The organism is Arthrobacter sp. 9MFCol3.1 (genome assembly GCF_000620385.1).
Taxonomy (GTDB): Bacteria; Actinomycetota; Actinomycetes; order Actinomycetales; family Micrococcaceae; genus Arthrobacter.
Genome location: NZ_JIBJ01000005.1, coordinates 1 through 16,621 on the forward strand (window position 1 = coordinate 1; position 16,621 = coordinate 16,621).

19 protein-coding genes are annotated in these 16,621 nt (G+C 67.1%); 11 read left to right on the top strand and 8 right to left on the bottom strand.

What is annotated here, in order from left to right:
* On the bottom strand, positions 1 to 507 hold a 507-nt coding region (locus C560_RS0105200; RefSeq protein WP_026537387.1), incomplete at its 3' end, for an alpha-hydroxy acid oxidase.
* 433 nt (positions 508 to 940) lie between these two features.
* On the opposite strand from C560_RS0105200, the gene C560_RS0105205 reads away from it, so the two are divergent.
* The 3 genes from C560_RS0105205 to C560_RS22945 all read left to right on the top strand — a co-directional run bounded on the left by C560_RS0105205 (position 941) and on the right by C560_RS22945 (position 2,793).
* Positions 941 to 2,068, top strand: coding sequence for a 3-deoxy-7-phosphoheptulonate synthase (locus C560_RS0105205; RefSeq protein WP_026537388.1), 1,128 nt, complete (start codon positions 941 to 943; stop codon positions 2,066 to 2,068).
* A gap of 199 nt (positions 2,069 to 2,267) precedes the next feature.
* The gene (locus C560_RS0105210; RefSeq protein ID WP_018775046.1) at positions 2,268 to 2,489 is read left to right on the top strand and encodes a helix-turn-helix domain-containing protein; all 222 of its coding nucleotides are present in this window, start codon (positions 2,268 to 2,270) and stop codon (positions 2,487 to 2,489) included.
* A gap of 205 nt (positions 2,490 to 2,694) precedes the next feature.
* Positions 2,695 to 2,793, top strand: a complete 99-nt coding sequence (locus C560_RS22945; protein WP_003792170.1) for a 30S ribosomal protein bS22 — start codon at positions 2,695 to 2,697, stop codon at positions 2,791 to 2,793.
* 194 nt (positions 2,794 to 2,987) lie between these two features.
* On the opposite strand, the gene C560_RS0105215 is transcribed toward C560_RS22945, so the two are convergent.
* Positions 2,988 to 3,806, bottom strand: coding sequence for an HAD family hydrolase (locus C560_RS0105215; protein WP_026537389.1), 819 nt, complete (start codon positions 3,804 to 3,806; stop codon positions 2,988 to 2,990).
* A 131-nt stretch (positions 3,807 to 3,937) separates the two neighbouring features.
* Here C560_RS0105215 and C560_RS0105220 point away from each other — a divergent pair, with 131 nt between their 5' ends.
* Together C560_RS0105220 and C560_RS0105225 are read left to right on the top strand one after the other, a co-directional pair.
* Positions 3,938 to 4,210 (top strand): glutaredoxin family protein, encoded by a 273-nt coding sequence (locus C560_RS0105220; RefSeq protein WP_026537390.1) that lies wholly within the window; start codon positions 3,938 to 3,940, stop codon positions 4,208 to 4,210.
* Positions 4,211 to 4,283: 73 nt separating this feature from the next.
* Positions 4,284 to 4,979, top strand: coding sequence for a redox-sensing transcriptional repressor Rex (locus C560_RS0105225; protein WP_018775049.1), 696 nt, complete (start codon positions 4,284 to 4,286; stop codon positions 4,977 to 4,979).
* A gap of 62 nt (positions 4,980 to 5,041) precedes the next feature.
* Here the strand turns inward: C560_RS0105225 and C560_RS0105230 are convergent, their stop codons facing one another.
* The 3 genes from C560_RS0105230 to C560_RS0105240 form a co-directional block, all read right to left on the bottom strand.
* The gene (locus C560_RS0105230; protein WP_026537391.1) at positions 5,042 to 5,917 is read right to left on the bottom strand and encodes a Yip1 family protein; all 876 of its coding nucleotides are present in this window, start codon (positions 5,915 to 5,917) and stop codon (positions 5,042 to 5,044) included.
* A 216-nt stretch (positions 5,918 to 6,133) separates the two neighbouring features.
* Positions 6,134 to 6,847, bottom strand: coding sequence for a hypothetical protein (locus C560_RS0105235; RefSeq protein WP_231494275.1), 714 nt, complete (start codon positions 6,845 to 6,847; stop codon positions 6,134 to 6,136).
* 231 nt (positions 6,848 to 7,078) lie between these two features.
* Positions 7,079 to 7,627: a YceI family protein gene (locus C560_RS0105240; RefSeq protein WP_018775052.1), complete on the bottom strand. Its 549-nt coding sequence runs from the start codon at positions 7,625 to 7,627 to the stop codon at positions 7,079 to 7,081.
* A gap of 213 nt (positions 7,628 to 7,840) precedes the next feature.
* Between C560_RS0105240 and C560_RS0105245 the strand changes: the two genes are divergently transcribed.
* From C560_RS0105245 to ccsB, 5 genes are read left to right on the top strand one after another with little or no spacing between them, the layout of a single operon-like run.
* On the top strand, positions 7,841 to 8,506 hold the full coding sequence (locus C560_RS0105245; protein WP_026537393.1) for a histidine phosphatase family protein: 666 nt from the start codon (positions 7,841 to 7,843) through the stop codon (positions 8,504 to 8,506).
* A gap of 2 nt (positions 8,507 to 8,508) precedes the next feature.
* The gene (locus C560_RS0105250) at positions 8,509 to 9,129 is read left to right on the top strand and encodes a TlpA family protein disulfide reductase (RefSeq protein ID WP_197026116.1); all 621 of its coding nucleotides are present in this window, start codon (positions 8,509 to 8,511) and stop codon (positions 9,127 to 9,129) included.
* Between the two features lie 12 nt (positions 9,130 to 9,141).
* On the top strand, positions 9,142 to 9,897 hold the full coding sequence (locus C560_RS0105255; RefSeq protein WP_026537394.1) for a cytochrome c biogenesis CcdA family protein: 756 nt from the start codon (positions 9,142 to 9,144) through the stop codon (positions 9,895 to 9,897).
* Complete coding sequence (gene resB / locus C560_RS0105260) at positions 9,897 to 11,669, top strand: cytochrome c biogenesis protein ResB (protein ID WP_026537395.1); 1,773 nt, start codon at positions 9,897 to 9,899, stop codon at positions 11,667 to 11,669. Before C560_RS0105255 ends, resB begins: the two co-directional genes overlap by 1 nt.
* Positions 11,669 to 12,784 (top strand): c-type cytochrome biogenesis protein CcsB, encoded by a 1,116-nt coding sequence (gene ccsB, locus C560_RS0105265; RefSeq protein ID WP_026537396.1) that lies wholly within the window; start codon positions 11,669 to 11,671, stop codon positions 12,782 to 12,784. The genes resB and ccsB overlap by 1 nt, the downstream gene beginning before the upstream one ends.
* 595 nt (positions 12,785 to 13,379) lie before the next feature.
* Here ccsB and C560_RS0105270 read toward each other — a convergent pair.
* Together C560_RS0105270 and C560_RS0105275 are read right to left on the bottom strand one after the other, a co-directional pair.
* Positions 13,380 to 14,318 carry a hypothetical protein gene (locus C560_RS0105270; RefSeq protein ID WP_231494276.1) on the bottom strand — a complete coding sequence of 313 codons (939 nt, stop codon included), beginning with the start codon at positions 14,316 to 14,318 and terminating at the stop codon, positions 13,380 to 13,382.
* A gap of 439 nt (positions 14,319 to 14,757) precedes the next feature.
* A complete protein-coding gene (locus C560_RS0105275) occupies positions 14,758 to 15,186 on the bottom strand; it encodes a PLD nuclease N-terminal domain-containing protein (RefSeq protein ID WP_018775059.1) in 429 nt (142 codons plus the stop codon).
* A gap of 129 nt (positions 15,187 to 15,315) precedes the next feature.
* Between C560_RS0105275 and C560_RS0105280 the strand changes: the two genes are divergently transcribed.
* Positions 15,316 to 15,639: a DUF4229 domain-containing protein gene (locus C560_RS0105280; RefSeq protein ID WP_026537398.1), complete on the top strand. Its 324-nt coding sequence runs from the start codon at positions 15,316 to 15,318 to the stop codon at positions 15,637 to 15,639.
* Positions 15,640 to 15,737: 98 nt separating this feature from the next.
* Here C560_RS0105280 and C560_RS0105285 read toward each other — a convergent pair whose 3' ends face one another.
* Entirely contained in the window at positions 15,738 to 16,619 is an 882-nt protein-coding gene (locus C560_RS0105285) for a 1,4-dihydroxy-2-naphthoate polyprenyltransferase (protein WP_018775061.1), read from the bottom strand.
* Positions 16,620 to 16,621: the final 2 nt, after the last annotated feature.

Sequence of the window (16,621 nt, forward strand, 5' to 3'; positions counted from 1 at the left end):
GGCGGCTTCGGCGGCCTGGGAGCCGGCGTATTCGCCTTCGGACTGCATCATCCGGGTGAAGCCGGTGGGCGCGATGCCCACCGGGAGGCGGGAGGGCCCGCCCAGGATGTCGGTGCTGAGGTCGATGCTGGAGACGTCCCGCAGGACCCCGGGCCGGAACTCGATGTCCAGGAACGCCTGGCGGGCGCGGCGGAGGGAGATTTCGGCCTCGGCGGCGCCGTCGGTGTAGTCGAAGGGCGCCTGGGGCGTGCGGCGCTTGGCCATGTCCCGCAGGTCCCAGATGGTGCTGGCCCGGCGGAGCCTGGCGGCCCGGCTGAACTCCGGCTTCTTGAACTGCATCAGGGGCGCAAGGTCGGCGTATTTGGGCACCCGGCGCTTCAGCGCGGCGGGGACCCCGCGGGCGGCCGCGGCTGTGTCGTGGCCGGATGCGGCGGCCCCGTGGCCGGGCGCAGTGGCCGCGGGTGTGGTCGGAGCCTCGGGGTTGCGGGGCGGGACGGTCTGCGTCATGGCTGCCTCCGGTTCTGCAGGATCTTAAGCGTGTGCTCCAGAACACTCTAATGGCCATGCTTCTAGGCCCCGGCAGGTGTGGCCCAGTGGCTGCCAGGGCGTTCGGGCCAGACCCGTGGGCATCACCGAACAGCCTGGTGCCCGCAGGAACCGTTGACCTGCTGCCCGATGACGGGAGTTACGTCCCGGCCCGGTGCGACGGCGGATTGTTACGCCCGACGTTTGCCCCGGCCGCGGCTCCGGGGCTATGGTCGACGCTATGACTAACCGTTGGTATGCGTATTTTTCGTTGGCTCTGGAGGGGCCCGCGTCTAACTGACACGCATCCAACTTTCCTTCAGAGCCAACAGGGCAGAGATCATTCTCTGCCCTTCGCCATTTCTCCGGCGGGTTCTGATCAGGGCCCGCTCCACATCCGGAACAGGACCCGAACATGAGCATCGAAGCAGCCACCGGCACCCAGCACCCCACCTCGAACCTGCGCGTCAGCGAGTTCACCCCGCTGCCCACCCCGCAGGACCTCATGGCGGAACTGCCCTTGGAGGCCCGCCTGGCCGAGGTGGTCGGGCGGGGCCGGGATGAGGTCCGGGCCATCATGGACGGCGTGGACGACAGGTTGCTCGTCATCGTGGGCCCCTGCTCCATCCACGACCCCAAGGCAGGGCTGGAATACGCCCGCCGGCTGGTCAGCCAGGCAGAAAAGCACCGCGAGGACCTGCTGATCGTCATGCGCACCTACTTCGAAAAGCCGCGCACCACGGTCGGGTGGAAGGGCCTGATCAACGACCCCCGGCTGGACGGCAGCCACGACATCGCCGCGGGCCTCCGCGCAGCCCGCGCCTTCCTGCGGCAGGTCACCGCCCTCGGCCTGCCCACCGCCACTGAGTTCCTTGAGCCCATCAGCCCCCAGTACGTCGCGGACCTGGTCGCCTGGGGCGCCATCGGCGCCCGCACCACGGAGAGCCAGATCCACCGCCAGCTGGCCTCCGGGCTGTCGATGCCGATCGGCTTCAAGAACGGGACCGACGGCGATCTCCAGGTGGCGCTGGACGCGTGCAGCGCCGCCGCCGCCGCCCAGGCATTCCTCGGGATCGACGACGACGGCAGGGCGGCGCTTGTGGCTACCGCCGGCAACCCGGACACCCACGTCATCCTCCGAGGCGGACGCAAGGGCCCCAACTACTCAGCCGCCGACGTTGAAGCGGCCTCGGCGAAGCTCGCCGCGAAGCAGTTGAACCCCCGCCTGATCGTCGATGCCAGCCACGCCAACAGCGGCAAGAACCACCACCGCCAGGCCGAGGTCGCCCTCGAAATCGGTGCGCAGCTGGAAAGTGCCGGAGCCGCCGCCGGGGCCATCGCCGGCGTCATGCTGGAGAGCTTCCTGGTGGGCGGGGCGCAGACCCTTGAGGTCAATGCCGCCGTCAACACCGTCACAGGCGCCGGACGCGACGGGCTGGTCTACGGCCAGAGCGTCACGGATGCCTGCATGGACTGGGACGAAACGGCATCGGTACTTGGCCAGCTGGCCGCCTCGGCCCGCACCCGGCGGACGCTTGCCTGAGTCGGGAACTGGAGGAGGCCGGTGCTGCGAGTTTTTCGAGATTCCTGCGGAAATCGTGGGGGGATTCCTGAGGAAGTCTTTCACTTTGGCACCATGAGCAACTAGTGTTGCTAACACATGGTTGTTTGATGGCTCAGCATCGGCACACCGCCATGTCAACAGGTGGGGCTGCCGTTCGCTTGAGCAAAGGAATAGGGAAATGTCTACGGAGGCCAACTTCTCCAAGGCCCGTTTTTTGACCGTGGCCGAAGTCGCGGAACTTATGCGGGTATCAAAAATGACTGTGTACCGTCTTGTGCATTCGGGGGAGATGCCGGCCGTGCGGTTCGGCCGCTCCTACCGCGTGCCGGAAAACGCCGTCGAACAGTACCTCAAGGGTGCCGTCGTCGACCGGAACGACGGCCACGCCGGAACTGGCTGAACAGTCAGCGGCAACATTCACAGCGTGAATCGACTGCTTTGGGTCCCGCACGGGGCCCGCGGTCGTGGGGTGCCTCGCAGAGGCGGTACCCTGTTAAGGAACGTTTTACGTCATTGTAAGAACCTGTCAGTTGTTTTAGTCTGCTGCTTAGCCCGCGGACACTTCCCAACAGGCAGGTACTGCATCTAGCCGGTAAGGAACTTTCGTGGGTTCAGTTATTAAGAAGCGTCGCAAGCGTATGGCCAAGAAGAAGCACCGCAAGCTGCTTCGCAAGACGCGCCACCAGCGTCGCAATAAGAAGTAGCAATACTTCGAAATGCATGAAATGCCCGTTGCCTTCCAGGCGGCGGGCATTTTTCTTGCCCCGCCCCGGTGGGAAGATTTCGCACCGGTCAGGGACACGGGCTACGGCATCGGACACAGGCGGCCCGGATCCGCGGCGCACGGGCCTGAAACCGCAACCCGGGTCCGAAATTGCAGCGGAAAGCCGCGGGCGGCCTAGCGGCTGGGGCCGCGGAAGCGGGAGAACCCCCGCCACAGGCCGTAGATGGCCCCTCCGACCGTCGCGGCCTTGAAGCCCAACGTGGCGGCGCGCCGGCCGGCACGGAAGTCGTAGACCGGCCAGTTGTGCTCGCGGGCGTAACGGCGCAGCTTGGAGTCGGGATTGATGGCAACGGGGTGCCCCACCATGCTCAGCAACGGGATGTCGTTGTGGGAATCGCTGTACGCCCAGCAGCGGCTCAGGTCCAGGCCCTGCTCCTCGGCAATGTGCTGGACTGCAACCGCTTTAGCCGGTCCATGGAGGATCTCGCCGACAAGCCGCCCCGTGTACGAGCCGTCCATGATCTCGCCCACCGTGCCCAGCGCCCCGGTCAGGCCCAGCCGGGCGGCAATGACCGTGGCCACCTCGATCGGCGTCGCCGTAACGAGCCATACCTTGCGCCCGACCCGGAGATGCTGCTCGGCCAGGGCCTTTGCCCCCGGCCAGATCCGAGACTCAATCATCTCGTCGTAGACCTCTTCGCCCAACGCCTCGATGTCCTTCGCCGTGATGCCGGCGGCCAGCGTCAGGGCCGAATCGCGGACGGCATGGACGTCATCCATGTTTTCGCCGCGCAGTACGAACATGAATTGCTTCCAGGCGAACCCGGCAGCCTGCGGCAGGGTGAAGGCGCCACGCTGGTGAAGCTTCCGGGCGACATGGAAAAGGCTTGCGCCCTTCATGAGGGTGTTGTCGACGTCGAAAAATGCGGCCTCGCCGTGCTGCGTCGATGCAGCAGGCTCATTGGCCACAATGACGTATTTCTCCTCGGGCATGCCACGAGTCTAGTCAATGACCGGCCCCCGGCCGCCCGCGTGGCGCGCGGCGCGACGGCAGGACGGCCCCGGACCCGGGCGGACTGTGCCGCGCGTCGACGCCTAAGTGGCCGCCGGGCTACGGTGGACGCATGGCCAAACCAGCGTCCTTCCCCGATGTAGTTCTGATTACCAAAGCTGACTGCCACCTGTGCACAGAGGCGCGCGCCGCCGTCGGCCGCGTCACCGCTGCGCTCGGAATAGATTGGTCGGAGAAATCGGTGGACGACGACGCCGGGCTGCGGGAACGCTTTGCCGAGGAGATCCCGGTGGTGCTGGTCAATGGTGTCCAGCGGGATTTCTGGAAGATCGACGAGGCCCGCCTGACCCGGACCCTGCAACGGGTCCTCGACCAGTCCTCCTGACGGCGGGTGCTTTGTTGCGTGATGCGCGGGGGCTCTAGAGTGGGAAGCACAACGCGACGCAATGGAGCAGATAGTGACTTCGCTGGATTCATCTCCCGGGGCTGTCCCCGGGGGAGCCGGGACTGCGGCCAAACAGATTCCACCCGCGGCCGTGGCCCGGCTGACCATCTATCTGCGCGCCCTGACCACACTGCTGGCTGAGGGGGTGGACCGGGTCTCGTCCGAATCGCTGGCCGAGGCCTCCGGCGTCAGCTCCTCGACGCTGCGCAAGGACCTCTCCTATGTCGGCTCCTACGGAACCCGGGGTGTCGGTTATGAGGTCCAGTACCTCAACCGCAACATCGCGGCCGCGCTCGGGCTGACGCATGACTGGAAAGTCGCGATCGTCGGAGCGGGCAACCTGGGCAAGGCCCTGGCCCGGTATGGCGGATTCGAGTCGCGGGGCTTTGACATCGTGGCAATTTTCGACGCCGACCAGATGGTGGTGGGCAGCGAGGTCGGCTGGCTGCGGGTCAGCGACGCCGCCGACCTTGAGCCGGTACTGCAGCGGACGGGCGCCAACATGGTGGTCCTCGCCTTGCCTGCCGCTGTGGCCCAGGACGTCTGCGACCGGGTGATTGCCGCCGGTGTGCGGAGCATCCTCAGCTTCGCGCCGGTGATGCTGCAGGTCCCCCCTGGGGTCAACCTCCGCAAGGTGGACATGGCAACGGAACTGCAGATTCTGGCCTATCACGCACAAAGGGCGCAGGACCCGGAAGACGCCGACTAAGGCCGGCGTCTTCCGGGTCCTGCGCCGCGGGGTCGTTCCCTACTGGGCGGAGACTGGCGAAGTCACTTCCCGAACGGGGCTCCGGGCTGTCCGTAGGGGTTGGCGAAGGGCTGCCGCTTCTGGAAGTACGGCGCTGCCGCGGGCAGGTAAAGCAGCACGATGGCCGCGATGCCGACCAGTGCCGCCAGGGTGGCGAGGCTGAGCGGGATGAGGTTGAAGACCGACAAGGCGGCGAACACGGTGCCCAGGATGCGGGCCCAGTTCTTGCCCTTGCGGACATTGAATGCCACGAGGGCGTACAGCCCGGCGCTGATGGCGGCGAACACCACGATGGTGCCGATCAGCACACCCTTGATGGATTCGAAATCGATGCTCGTGCCGCTCGCTGCCATCTGCTGCTCGAACATGTCCCTGACGGCAGGGCTGTCCAGGGTTCCCAGGGACACCAGCATCGAGATGACCCAGAGGGCTCCGGCTGCGATGATCAGCCAGAACGAAGTATTGACCAGCTGGGGAACCGCGCCCTGAGCCTGCGGCTGTTCGGACGGGTACTGGGCGTAGGGGGACTGACCGTAGGGGGACTGGCCGTAGGGGGACTGGCCGTATTGCGGTGTCTGGGGGGCGTTCTGGCCGTAGGCGGGGGGTGTCTGCTGGCCGTATTGCGGTGTCTGGGGGGCGTTCTGGCCGTAGGCGGGGGGTGTCTGCTGGCCGTATTGCGGCGCCTGGGGGGCGTTCTGGCCGTAGGCCGGCGGCGTCTGCTGGCCGTATTGCGGTGCCTGCGGGGCGTTCTGCCCGTAAGCCGGGGGCGTCTGCGGGCCGTATTGCGGTGCCTGGGGGGCGTTCTGGCCGTAAGCGGGGGGTGCCTGCGGGGCCGGAGTGGATTCCTGGCCCGGCTCGGAGCCGTCGGAAGGTGGGGGCTGGACTGGCGGGTTGCTCATGAAGCGGTCCTTTGCGTGTCGATCGATCGAATCGGCCACCGGGATCAGAGATCCTGCCCTGCCCCCAGCATGGTTTAGCTCAACCGTACCGCGGGCTGGCCCCCGTGCGGATCATTCCGGAGAGGTATTCTCAACCCTCATTCGGTGGCCGGCGAGTGGCCGCGGTGGAGCCCTGGCGCTGCCACGATCCGGAAGGTGCCCTGCGCGCCGGCAGGCCTAGATTCGGCCCCGGTTGGCGACAAACCAGGCCTGTGCGTTCGGCAGCCACATGAGCACGGTCGCCACCAGGCTGATGAGGAAGCCCGGCAGGTTTCCGCCCGCCCGGCCATCCGCGATGCCGGAACTGATCAGTGCCAGCACCAAGGAGATGCCAACAAGGACAGTGAGGGCGAAGCGGGCCCATTCCCGGCCTTCCTTCATCTTCATCGCCAGGATGATCTGAGCAGTTGCCAGCATGAGCGCCACGATGACGAGCAACAGCACCAGGAGCCCGATTGCCGGCGCGAAGGCGATCAAAACGAAGGACCCGAACAACCCGATGATTCCACCGAGGAGTCCCAGGAGCCCGCCGATAAGCCAGATCCAGTACGAGACCTTCAGCTCGGTGGGCATTGCAGCGACCTTGAACATGCCGGAGAGCCCGCCGGCAGGCAGTGCATCGCCGAAATTCCGGGGGCGGTCGGTCGGCAGCTCGAAGCGGAATCCGCCGGCAGGGGCCGGCTGGCCCTGGTACCCCGGTGGCGGCGCCTGGTACCCCGGTGGCGGTGCCTGATAACCGGGCCCGCCCTGGTACCCCGGCGGCGGTGCCTGGTAGCCCGGAGGGAACGGCGGGTTGGCCGGGGGCTGCTGCGGTCCCGCGGGCGGGACGTTGCCCGACGCCGGTGGCTGGGCGCCCGGCTGCTGCGGAGGTACATCACTCGGGTTGCTCATGGCTCTCACTGTAGACCGCCGTTTCCCTGTTATCTAGGGAATCTGCAGCCGCGTCCCGGTGCCCGCCGGCGGCGCCCAAAAGGGGCAAACAGCAGCGGCGCAAACAGCAGCGCCCTGCTTCGTCGCGAAGATGAAGCAGGGCGCTGGAGCCGGCTGACCGGCGTCGGCCATCAGGCCCGGACTGGAGTGACCGGGACCGGACCTGTTGAATACCGGCCTGTTGAATACTGGCTACGCTGCGGGAGCGATGAAGGCCAGTTCCAGGTTGATGGCAACCTTGTCGCTGACCAGCACGCCGCCGGCTTCGAGGACGGCGTTCCAGGTCAGGCCGAAGTCCTTGCGGCTGATCGTGGTTTCGGCGCTCAGGCCGGCGCGGGTGTTGCCGAAGGGATCGACGGCCACGCCGTTGAATTCGGTCTCGAGGGCCACGGGGCGGGTGATGCCCTTGATGGTGAGGTCGCCCTGAAGCTCGTAGGCGTCGCCCTTGGGGACGATGGTGTTGGAGACAAAGGAGATCTCCGGGAACGTCTCGACGTCGAAGAAGTCTTCGCCGCGGACGTGGCCGTCGCGGTTGGCGTCGCCGGAGTCGAAGCTTGCGGTCTTGATCGAGGCGTTGACCTTGGAGTCGGTGACGTTCTCGGCGAGGTCCAGGGTGGCTGAGGCATCGGTGAACTGACCGCGGACCTTGCTGATGCCGGCGTGGCGGACGGTGAAGCCGATCTCGCTGTGCGACGGGTCGAGGGTCCAGGTGCCGGTGGTGACGTTTGCGGGAAGTGCCATGGTGGTTCTCCTTGAGTCGGGTTGGTACTGCGGTGATTCGTCTGATCGCTAGTTGAAGCATCATTGGTTGAACTCTCAACTAACTGCTTCACCCAGTATAAACATGCATTTGCATCTTTTATTCCAACTCCAGGGAACATTTTTCCAAACTCATCAGTTCTACCTCCTGTAGAAGATTTCAGATCGACCGGCATCTTTGAGAAACTGGTAGACATGCCCCAAGCCACTGTTCATTTGCTCCGCCACGGCGAGGTCCACAATCCCGATGGTGTCCTGTACGGCAGGCTGCCGGAATTCCACCTCTCCGAACTCGGCCGGGAGATGGCCCGCACCCTGGCGGAACACTTCAGGGAGCGTTCCGCGCAAGGGGCCCGGATTGTCCACCTCGCCGCGTCCCCGCTGACCCGCGCGCAGGAGACTGCGCAGCCGATCGCCGACGCCCTGGGCCTGGAGATTGCCACCGAAGCCCGCATTATCGAGGCCGCCAACTACTTCGAGGGCCTCCACGTCTCCAAAGCGGAGCTGCTGCGGCCCAAACACTGGGCCCGGCTGTACAACCCGTTGCGGCCCTCGTGGGGTGAGCCCTACAAGGAGCAGGCCGCACGGGTCATCGCGGCAGTCCAGGACGCACGCGTCCGGGCCATCGAACTGGGCGGCAACGGGGCCGAAGCCATCCTTGTCAGCCACCAGCTGCCCATCTGGGCCACGCGGCTCAGCGCCGAAGGCCGGCCGTTGTGGCACGACCCCCGCAAGCGCGAATGCACCCTGACGTCCCTGACGTCCCTGGTGTTCGACGACGCCGGCGGCCTCGTGCGCGTCGACTACAGCGAGCCCGCCGCCGCCCTGCTGCCCGGTGCCGCCAGCACCCCGGGAGCCTGACCATGGCCGCGAACCGCCGCGAAGAAACTCCTTTGTCCCGCCGCCGCGTGCTGACCGCCGGCGGGGCCGCGCTGGCCGCCGTGTTCGGGCTGTCCGGCTGCGCCCAGGACGACGCCTTGGCCAAACAGGCCAAGGCCGGAGACAACAAGAACTATGTGGCCGGCGACGGGTCCGTCACCGAGTTCGCCGTCGCGGACCGCAAGAGTCCCGTGGCGCTCAAGGGGACGCTGTTCGACGGCACGGCCGTGACGTCGGCGGACTTCCCCGGCAAGGTGACAGTGCTGAACTTCTGGTTCGCCGCCTGCGCCCCCTGCCGGGTCGAGGCGCCCTCCCTCGAGGCGCTGAACCAGGAATTCAAGACCAAGGGCGTGCAGTTCTTCGGCGTCAACCTGCGCGATGAGAAGGCCACGGCCGACGCGTTCGACAAGACCTTCAACCTGACGTACCCGAGCTTCAATGACAAGGACGGCGCCGTGCTGCTGGCCGTCTCCGGACTCGTGCCGCCCGGCGCCGTGCCTACCACCCTCGTGCTGGACAAGCAGGGCCGCGTCGCCTCCCGGGTCCTGGGCGAAATCCAGCAGGGCACCCTGAAGTCCCTCATCGCCGCCGCCGTGGCCGAGTAGCGCGGCCCCACTGTGAACAGCCCCTTCGCCGAAGCCATCCTGAACGGATCGCTCCTGCTTGCCATTCCTGTCGCGCTGCTGGCCGGACTGGTCTCCTTCCTCTCGCCCTGCGTCCTCCCGCTGGTGCCCGGATACCTGGGCTACGTCACGGGACTGACCGGCGTCGACCTGCAGAAGCAAAGGCGCGGGCGCATGCTGGCCGGCATCGGGCTGTTCGTCCTCGGCTTCTCCGTGATCTTCGTGCTGCTCGGCGGCGCCTTCGGGCAGCTGGGCAGCGTCATCACGGGCTCGCAGAACACCTGGATCACCCAGCTGCTGGGCGTCCTGGTGATCGTCATGGGCGTGGTGTTCATGGGCGGCTTCGGCTGGTTCCAGCGCGATGCCAAGATCCACGCCAAACCGCCGGCCGGCCTCTGGGGCGCGCCCCTGCTGGGCATCACCTTCGGGCTGGGCTGGGCGCCGTGCATCGGTCCGACGTATTCGGCCGTCCAGCTGCTTAGCCTCTCCGGCGGCTCCTCGGCGGCCAAGGGGGCGTTCCTGGCGTTCGTCTATAGCCTTGGGCTGGGAATCCCGTTCCTGCTGATCGCCCTGGCCGTGCGCCGCGGCATCGGCGTGATGTCCTTCTTCCGCAACCACCGGCTCGCCATCCAGCGCACCGGAGGCGGCATCCTGATCCTGCTCGGGATCCTGATGGCGAGCGGCGTGTGGGGCACCTGGGTCTCCGGGTTGCAGTACTGGTTCCAAACCGATGTGAAATTGCCAATCTGATGAGCGAGCGCGTGAACGAAAAGAAGAAGTCCCCGAAGCCCGAGGCCGTCCTGCCCACCCTGGGTCCGTTGGGCATGCTCCGGTGGGCGTGGACGCAGCTGACCAGCATGCGCACAGCCCTGTTCCTGCTCTTGCTGCTGGCCGTCGCCGCCGTGCCCGGCTCGCTGTTCCCGCAGCGCCCGGCCAACCCGGCGATTGTCACGCAGTACATCAAGGACCACCCGGACTACGGCGCGATCCTGGACTCGGTGCAGCTCTACGACGTCTACTCCTCGGCCTGGTTCTCGGCGATCTACATCCTGCTGTTCGTCTCGCTGATCGGCTGCGTGATCCCCCGCGCCATCGCGCACTACAAAGCGATGCGCTCCCAGCCCCCGCGCACCCCCGCCCGCCTGTCCAGACTTCCCGAATACGGCACCCTGGTGATTCCGGCCGACGCCGGGATCCCGGCGTCGGCCGCCATCACCGATGCCGCCGAGCTGCTGAAGAAGCGCGGCTACCGCGTCGACGTGCGGGACCGCGACGGCGCCCGCCCGTCATTGGGTGCCGAGCGCGGCTTCCTGAAGGAAGTCGGCAACCTCGTCTTCCACACCGCGCTGATCGGGGTGCTGGTCTCGGTGGCGGCCGGCGGCCTCTTCGGCTACAGCGGGCAGCGGATCCTCGTGGAGGGGGACACATTCGTCAACACCCTCGTCGGCTACGACCAGTTCACCCCCGGCACCAATTTCCAGAGCAGCCAGCTGCAGCCCTATTCGGTCCAGCTGGACAAGTTCGACATCACCTTCGACCGCGAATCGAAGGGCAAGTTCGGTCAGCCCATCGACTTCAGCGCCGCCGTGACCACGAAGGAAAACCCGGACGCACCCGCCAAAAAGGAGGTGCTCAAGGTCAACGACCCCCTCAGCCTCGGCGGCACCAGCGTGTACCTCACCGGCAACGGCTACGCTCCCGTGGTCACCATCCGCGACGGCGCCGGCAATGTTGCCATGCAGGGTCCCGTGGTCGCCAAGCTCCAGGGCGAGAACTACTACTCCTCCGTGGTCATCAAGGTCCCGGACGCCAAACCGGAACAGCTCGCCTTCGCCGGGTTCTTCCTGCCGACGGCGTTCGTCACCGACCAGGGGGTGTCCTTCAGCGGGGATCCGGAGCTCATCAACCCGCAGCTGACCCTGAACTCCTACTTCGGCGACCTCGGCCTCGACGCGGGCTCCCCGCAGAACGTCTTCGAGCTCGACGTCAAGAAGCTCACGCCGCTCAACGCCCGCAACCTGGACACGAAGGGCATCGTCCTGGCGCCCGGAAGCAGCTACACGCTGCCGAACGGCAAGGGTTCCATCAGCTTCGACGGCGTCAAGCGCTACATCGGCGTGGACATCCACCACAACCCCGGACAGCTCTACGCCCTGATCTTCGCGCTCCTGGCCGTCGCCGGGCTGGTGACCTCGCTCTACGTGAACCGCCGCCGCGTCTGGGTCCGCACGGGCACCCACGAGGACGGACGGACCATGGTGGAATACGGTCTGCTGGCCCGCGGCGAAGACCACCGCCTGGCCGGGGAGGCCGCGGCCATCCGCAAGCTCCTTTCCGACGATTGGCTGCTGGGCGATGACGCCCCGACCGGCTCCCAGCCCGCTCCCAGCGCAACAGCGGATAATGACCGGGCGGATACCGCCGCGATCGGTGCCAGCGGCGCAGACGCCTCTCCTGAACAACCCGCAGAAGACTTCATCCAGTCAACAGCCGGCTCTTCCGAGTCGAAGAAGGACCAGTAATGCCGTTCTCGATCAACGAAACCATGGGCCAGTACAGCGAGCTGTTCATGCTGCTGGCCGCCGGCACGTACACGGTGGCGTTCATCGCCTTCGCCTGGGACCTGGCCAAGAGCAGCAAAACGCTGCGCGCGGTGGACCTCAAGGCCGCAGAGCTCTCCGGGACGGCCGAGGCCGATGCCGCGCGGGTTCCCGTCGGCGTCGCTGCGGCGGCCGCCGGAGCCGACGTCGCCCGCTCCGATGCGGACGTCAGCGGACCGGCAGGCCGTGCCGAGCGTCCGACGTCGGCCACCTCCCGCCGCGGCACCGCGGCAGGCGCGGGCCAGACCGCCGACGGCAGCATGCGCTACGCCGGCGAGCGGCGCGCCCCCGCCCGGGTGGCCGTCGCGCTGACCGTCCTCGGCGCCGCGATTCATGCGGCCGGCGTGATCACCCGCGCGCTGGGTGCCGGCCGGGTGCCGTGGGGCAACATGTACGAATTCCTCACTACGGGCGCGTTCGTGGCCGTGGCCGTCTTCCTGCTGGTGTTGATCCGCCGCGACCTGCGCTTCCTGGGCACGTTTGTGATTGGGCTGGCCATCATCATGCTGGTCGCGGCCTCCATCGCCTTCTGGACCCCCGTGGGCCACCTCGTGCCGGCGCTGCAGAGTTACTGGCTGATCATCCACGTGTCCATCGCGGTAATGTCCTCGGCCCTGTTCACCCTGACCTTCGCCATGTCCGCGCTGCAGCTCGTGCAGTCGCACCGGCAGAAGACCATCGCGGCCGGCGGCGCCGACAAGCTCGGGTTCATGCGCCTGGTCCCGAACGCCCTGAGCCTGGAGAACCTGTCCTACCGCATCAACGCGATCGCGTTCGTCGGCTGGACCTTCACGCTCATGTTCGGCGCCATCTGGGCGGAGAAGGCCTGGGGCCGGTTCTGGGGCTGGGACACGAAGGAAGTCTGGACGTTCGTGATCTGGGTGGTCTACGCCGGATACCTGCACGCCCGCGCCACCCGCGGCTGGACCGGAACCCGTGCCGCCTGGCTGTCGATCGTCGGCTACCTGTGCGTGGTCTTCAACTTCACGATCGTGAACCAGTTCTTCAACGGCCTGCACTCCTACTCGGGACTGTAAGTCGCACCGCAGCCGGGTCCTTCCGGGCTCGCGCTCCAGCGATTTGCCACAGATGGCCGCTAAGCCGACGCGCTTAGCGGCCATTCGTGTCAGGTCGGTGCGGCAGGAGGCTGCGTGGCGTGCCGGCACCTGTGTGCTGGGCGCGGACCTCGGACGGCTGCTTTCGGGGCTGGCAGGGACCGCGCTCCATCGATTCGCCTTAGATGGCCGCTAAGCCGATGTTCTTAGCGGCCATTCGTGTCAAACGGGTGCGGCTGGGGGCGGTGTGGCGTGCGGCTGGGGTGGCGCTGGGGCGGCGGGGCGTGCCGGCACCTACATGCTGGGCGCCGCGGACCCGGGCGGGTGGTTTCGGGGCTGGCAGGGACCGCGCTCCATCGATTTGCCACAGATGGCCGCTAAGCCGATGTTCTTAGCGGCCATTCGTGTCAAACGGGGGCGGCTGGAGGCCGTGTGGCGTGCGGCTGGGGTGGCGCTGGGGCGGCGTGGCGTGCCGGCACCTATATGCTGGGCGCTGCGGACCTCGGACGGTGCTTTCGGAGGCTGGCAGGGACCGCGCTCCAGCGATTCGCCTTAGATGGCCGCTAAGCCGATGCGCTTAGCGGCCATTCGTGTCAAACGGGTGCGGCTGGGGACGGGCACGTTGACGCCGCCCCGGCTTTTGGCCCGGGTCCGGGGTCCAGCCGCGCTCCGTCAGCGCCGCACGCACGCGGGTAACTGCGGCCGGCTCCATCCCAGGGCCGGGCGGGGTCAAGTGCCATTGGGTCAATACGACGACGCGCCACCCGGCATCCCTGGCGTTCTCATCCCGGAAGATGTCGCTGCGACGCTGGGCCGGATCGGCGTGGTGACCGCCGTCGTACTGGATCGCGATCCTTTCCTGCTCATAGGAGAGATCCGGGTCCTGGATCCAACCGCCGGTTTCATCGGACATGGGGACGTTGATTCCGGGTTCGGGCAGGCCATGCCGAATCAGGAGGAGCCGGAGTTCGGTCTCCTTGGGGCTGTCCGTGCCGGCGCGTATCAGGGAGCGGGCCTGCATGGCCCGCCGGTAGCCCGCCCGGCCTTGCTTCCCGGCGAGGAATGCGTCCAGCTCAGCGAGCTTGGTCAATGGATTTCTCCGCCGCAGCAGGAAGTCCCCGGCGATCACCAAGTCATCGAGGCTTAGTGTGCCCGCGAGATCGAACCACGTCCGCAACGGAGATGTGCAGCTCACCCGCACCCCGGCGACGATTTCCTCCGGTTCAAGTGACTGCTGATGGCCCACCACATTCTTATGCCGGACCGCACGCTGGCCCGGCCGACTCGTCAGATGGATGACCGCCAGGTTCTCCAGGGCCCGCGGCAGTGGAAATCCCCACAGCAGTGCCGCAGACAGGTGGCTTACGATTGCGCCCGTCACGGCAGCCAGGGCATGCACACGTTTCAGCAAACTGTCTGGGGTGGCCGCCGTGGCGCGGACCCCGTAACAGGGGCTGACGAGATCCCTGGCCCGGGTCCGTCGTCGCCCCACACCGGCAGTGCGGGCCGCGGCCACGGTGAAGGGCTGGTTTCGAAGATGCGGGGGAAGCTCACTGGGCGGGCGCATACGGGCATTCTGCGCCCGCGCGGACAAGGCGCGGAGGTTATCCACAGAGCAGGCACAGTGTGGGGGAGGAGTGGGCGGTATGGGCAGCAGACGCGGGCGCGAATGAGAGGCGGCCATTTGCCGCAGATGGCCGCTTAGAGCGTGGGATTCCGGCCATCTGCGGCGAACGGCCGCAGTTGGAGGCCCGGGATGACGCGGGACGGCCGAAGATAAGAAAGGGGTCTGGGCCCGGTGCGCGGAAACAGAGGCCAGCGGAAGGGCGGTGTCAGCAGACGCGGGCGCGAATGAGTGGCGGCCATTTGCCGCAGATGGCCGCTTAGAGCGTGGGATTCCGGCCATCTGCGGCGAACGGCCGCAGTTGGAGGCTCGGAATGGTGCTACTTGACCTCTACTTGACTTCGTCCGTGCCGGGCGTTCCGGCGTCGCCGGGTTCGTGGGCATCGCCGGCGCCTTCGGTGCCGCCGGCTTCCGCGTTGCCGGCGTCGTGCTTGCGGCCCTTGGCGTCGAATTCTTCCTTGAGCTTCTTGAGCCTGTCGGCCTCGGCCTGGTTGCGGCGGCGTATCTCAAGGTTGCGCAGGAACTCGGGGTCGTCATCGGGCGCTACCGGGTGGCTGTAGGCAACCGGTGCGGTGTCCGTGGCGCGGGGGCGTCCAATGAGAAACCACAGGGTGGCGCCGACCACGGGGAGGAGGACCTGCACGAAGATCCAGGCGGTCTTGGAGATGCCCCTGGTCAGCCGCGCGTCAGTGCGGATGAGGTCGACTAGTCCATAGACAAACACGGCCAGTATGACGATCGGAACCACTACACGGAGCATACCTTCAGTCTAGCCGTCGGGCGCCTCGACGGCGCCGGTCACTATGCCCGGGTGCAGGCCACCGGCACCGCGGCCGCTGGGAACGGGAAGGCCGAAGCAACGCGCCGTCCTGGCGGCTAAACTTGAGGCGTGGCTTTCCTCAAATACACCCTGATTCGGCTGGCGCTGTTTGCGCCCTTGTTTGCGCTCTTCCTCTACCTTCAGCTGGGGTTGCTCCTGGCCGCCCTGTGCGCCGGAATGATGTCCTTCGCCGTCAGCTTCCTGTTCTTCCAGAAGCAGCGCGACGCGGCCACCGCGACGCTCCACCACCGGTTCTCGGGCAAGGCCAAGCCGATGCGCAGTGCCGGCGAGGTGGCCGACGCTGAGGCCGAAGACCGCCTCGTGGACGAGAACCCCGACATTGCCGTCCGCACGGACAACCGCCCCAAAGATTCCCGGCAGCCCGGGGCCTGAGCCCCCGGCCCAGTCCCGTGCAGTCCCGGCAACCCGGGGTCTGAGCCCCCGCGCCGGTCCCCTGCAGTCCCGGCAGCCCGGGGCCTGAGCCCCCGGGCCTAGAAGCCGTGGCTGAGGACGAGCCCGAGTGAAAACAGCGCGGCGAAGCCGAGGTTGATCAGTCCGGTCTGCTTCAGGACCGGGATCAGGCTCTTGCGGCGCCGCCCGGAGATCATCAGCCAGGACGGCATGAGGCTGGCGGGGATCAGCAGGAGCACAATCAGCATCCAGGGCCGGGCGGGGGCCAGGACGATGACCAGCAGGATCGCTACCGCCAGCATCAGCACGTAGCTTTCGCGCGCGTGCTTGTCCCCGAGCCGCACGGCCAGGGTTTTCTTCCCCGCCTTTCTGTCGGTGGGGATGTCACGGACGTTGTTGGCCATCAGCAGGGCGCACGCGATCAGTCCGGTGCCGATCGCCCCGATGATCGCGGCGAGGCTCAGTTGCCCCGCCTGGGTGTACGTGGTGCCAAGCGTTGCGACGAGGCCGAAGAACACAAACACGAAGACGTCGCCCAGGCCGAGATAGCCATACGGGTTCTTGCCGCCGGTATAGCCCCAGGCGGCCAGCACGCAGCCGACACCGACCAGGATCAGCCACCAGGCCTGCGTGATAATCACGAGGATCAGGCCGAACAGCATCGCCAGCCCGAAGGCCGCGAACGCTGCCCTTTTGACGTGCTCCGGGCTGGCGGCCCCAGAGCCCACCAGCCGGAGGGGACCCACCCGGTCCTCATCCGTGCCGCGGATGCCGTCCGAGTAGTCGTTGGCGTAGTTGACGCCGATCTGCAGGAGCAGGGCGACCAGCGCGGCCAGCACGGCGTTCAGCAGGATGAACGAATCCATCTCGTAGGCGGCCGCGCTGCCGATCAGCACCGGTGCGATCGCTGCCGGCAGGGTGCGCAGTCGGGCGCCTTGGATCCATTGTGCGGCTGTAGCCACGG